The following is a 2,764-nucleotide window of genomic DNA, read 5'->3' as shown; positions in this document are numbered from 1 at the left end:
GTTTGTTATGTGTCTAGCTCAAGTCGCCAAAAACTTCTCCAGTTTTTTCATCGAATTTTTTGATTTTTTGCAAAACCGCGATGATGTTACTTTCGATATCGTCTCCTTTGGCAACTTTAGTCAAAAAGTACACGATACGACCCCATGTTTTGAAATGGTCTTCACTAATTTCTGCAACTATTGGGAATAGTGAATGGAAGCTTGCTAGTTCGATCGACACATGATTTTTGATATGCTCGTGCACCTCACTTTCAGAAGTGGCAAGTACACGAACAAGAGCATCAATAACTTCATTGCTCCTAGCCCTTTCACTAGCAAAGAACTTAAAGTCATTTCGATTTGACTCGTACTCCACTATTGATGGTAGCACTGATCTTGTCTTATCGAACACTCTTGAATCTTTGAGCAAATTAACAACTATGAACCTTAAATACTCCCTCGCTCTTTTTTCCAGCTGACGAGAACGCTTTTTCTCTTGCTTAAGAGCAATAATGTCGAGAACAAAAATAATTAAGGCAAGCTCTACAGCAACCCCTACAAACTCAGGGACTAAATTATCTTCAAAGGTCTTTGAGTAATCGTCAGAAAAAACCAGAAATAAGGTCGAACCACACAGCAATGCAAAAAGTGCAAAAGCAAATTTGGGATGTTTTTTTAATACGCCTTGAAACATTTATAAAACCAATTGCATAGAAAGTGTTTTTTATACTTAAAGAATGCTATCTGGTCAAGCTGAATGACACATAACGCCCAATTAAGGTGTGAGGCACGCAATACCAATGCTACCGCATAACACCCTAATCACTTAAACCGACGCATAGTAAAAATGCCACGCGCGCCGAATCACTCTTAAATTGTTTGTTAGGTGTCAGTTAACAATTGATTTTAGTTCTTCAACTGTCAAAGGAGCTTTTCCCCGATGTAGCATTGAATGACAATTTGAGCATACTGGTATTAGATCTTCTATCGGGTTGACTTTATATGTTGCTTTTATATGACTCAATGGCTTAACGTGATGAACTTCAATAAAGCCAGCCCCATACCCACCATAAAAAAGGGCAAAATCAAAATTGCATATGAAACACTTACAACCAAAAAAGTCTATGCATGCTCTCCTTGCTTTAGGGTCTCTCTCATACTGGTTTATAAGTACTTTTTTAACCGCTCCCTCTACATAACCTACGGCATGAATATCTAACTCACCGCGAATAAGTTCATCCTCAACACCATATGATTTTGAGTAGATGTGATCTATTTGATTTTGTAGGCTCACAGGGTTCTGATCTGTCTTTGCGTAGCAGCCTGCATTCTCCTCGGGTGACCAATACCAACCAATCATCTTTACTTTTTTCCCCGTTTTGGTAACAAAGCGGCTGCCAATCGTAAAGTCATGGGTAAAAATCTCCCCATCATTATCACGAATAACTTGTACACCATTTTCAAGCTCTACAAAGGTATACTTAGCTTTTTGTCCGTTCTTCTTTTTTGAACGCTCAAATGTAAATGTTCTATTCATCAATTTTTCTTAATTTACCGCTGTCAATTATGACACCTAACGCCGCATTAAGGTGTGAGCAACGCTACCACGAAACACTACAACTCAATTTTTAGCAGACATATTAATCTACGCTTCGGATTGAAATTCTCTCAAGTCGTTCAAGTAAGCTCTCGCCATAAGGAGCTAGCGCTACTTGCGGATTTGAGTTCATATATAAACTCAAAGCACGAACAAGATCTTCTTTAGCATGAAATAATTGTTCAACTTCTCCTCCATTGAAATCCGTAAAAACTATTCCTTGTAATTCATTTAACCATTTTGAAAACGAATCGGGCTCTGATGAAAGCACTGCTAGCGTAATATAGGTATGATGAGTCAAGGCAACTAACAACAAAAGGGACACCTCTCCAGAAACAGCACCATCCCTGTGAACCCATATTTCCCCCAGAGTATTTATTGTAGGGACAACTATTTTCGATTCATCACTTTCCAAGTGTTCTTGAATTACAAAATAATTATTTTTCATCCAGAGAAGGTTGAGCTCTGTACGTGGGGTAGATGCGATAACAGTACTTGAAAAAATTAGAAAAATTAAAATCACAATATTTTTTAACATGAATCATTTCTCCAGTTGATTTGTTACTCTAATCTCAATTTCTTTATACTTACCAATCTCTAAAAAAATTTCTTTTAACGCCACTTTACTATTGCTTACATAATAATGAGAATCTTTTAACACTCCCCAACTTTTACCAGGCATTAGACAGCCTTCCGTATTTTTGTGATAATTGCCTGCGTGAATCAAAACATAAGTCCGTCCTGGAACATTTTTTAATTCGTACACATTTTTATATTTGGTACCACTAAATGGTTCCACTTTGTATGTACCAGCCGAAATTCTTTTGTCCGAACCCTCAACTATAGAGTCAGGACCTCCTGGTTCGAGAACAAACCAACTCTTGTCGATACCTTCAATAGTTAGTTTTCCTAACGTTGTCTCTCCATACTGTTTTATGCGCCTGAGATTTAATATTGCTTTGACTTTTTTGCCAGTCATTTATTTTATCCTCACATTAAATTGAGGAAATACTAGCTGAAATAACTCAATTACATGCCTCCAAGAGTCCCTTTTTCGGCAAGTATCAAAGCAACATTGTACTTGACAATTCTAACTCTTACATTTAACGATTGGATTGATAAAGCTAACGCTCTGTTAAGGTGTGAGCAACGCAATACCGAAGCTCCCGCATACCACCTTAAACACGA

General features: G+C 37.5%; 4 protein-coding genes. All 4 read right to left on the bottom strand.

Annotated elements, in window-relative coordinates; all coding sequences use genetic code 11:
• Positions 1 to 13: 13 nt before the first annotated feature.
• The gene (locus VHA02S_RS24505) at positions 14 to 673 is read right to left on the bottom strand and encodes a hypothetical protein (RefSeq protein ID WP_050567852.1); all 660 of its coding nucleotides are present in this window, start codon (positions 671 to 673) and stop codon (positions 14 to 16) included.
• Between the two features lie 195 nt (positions 674 to 868).
• Positions 869 to 1,516: an HNH endonuclease gene (locus tag VHA02S_RS26525; protein ID WP_038899754.1), complete on the bottom strand. Its 648-nt coding sequence runs from the start codon at positions 1,514 to 1,516 to the stop codon at positions 869 to 871.
• A 103-nt stretch (positions 1,517 to 1,619) separates the two neighbouring features.
• A complete protein-coding gene (locus VHA02S_RS24495) occupies positions 1,620 to 2,114 on the bottom strand; it encodes a hypothetical protein (RefSeq protein WP_050567850.1) in 495 nt (164 codons plus the stop codon).
• A 3-nt stretch (positions 2,115 to 2,117) separates the two neighbouring features.
• The gene (locus tag VHA02S_RS24490; protein WP_038899753.1) at positions 2,118 to 2,555 is read right to left on the bottom strand and encodes a DUF5675 family protein; all 438 of its coding nucleotides are present in this window, start codon (positions 2,553 to 2,555) and stop codon (positions 2,118 to 2,120) included.
• Positions 2,556 to 2,764: the final 209 nt, after the last annotated feature.

The sequence above is a fragment of the Vibrio harveyi NBRC 15634 = ATCC 14126 = KCTC 12724 genome (assembly GCF_001591145.1).
Lineage (GTDB): Bacteria > Pseudomonadota > Gammaproteobacteria > Enterobacterales > Vibrionaceae > Vibrio > Vibrio harveyi.
The sequence above is the reverse complement of the archived record's forward strand: the minus strand, read 5'-3'. Positions and strand labels throughout refer to the sequence as shown.

Excerpts from the sequence above, each read along its gene's own strand:
- VHA02S_RS26525 (WP_038899754.1), bottom strand. The coding sequence starts at position 1,516 with ATGAATAGAACATTTACATTTGAGCGTTCAAAAAAGAAGAACGGACAA.
- VHA02S_RS24490 (WP_038899753.1), bottom strand. The coding sequence starts at position 2,555 with ATGACTGGCAAAAAAGTCAAAGCAATATTAAATCTCAGGCGCATAAAA.
- VHA02S_RS24495 (WP_050567850.1), bottom strand. The coding sequence starts at position 2,114 with ATGTTAAAAAATATTGTGATTTTAATTTTTCTAATTTTTTCAAGTACT.
- VHA02S_RS24505 (WP_050567852.1), bottom strand. The coding sequence starts at position 673 with ATGTTTCAAGGCGTATTAAAAAAACATCCCAAATTTGCTTTTGCACTT.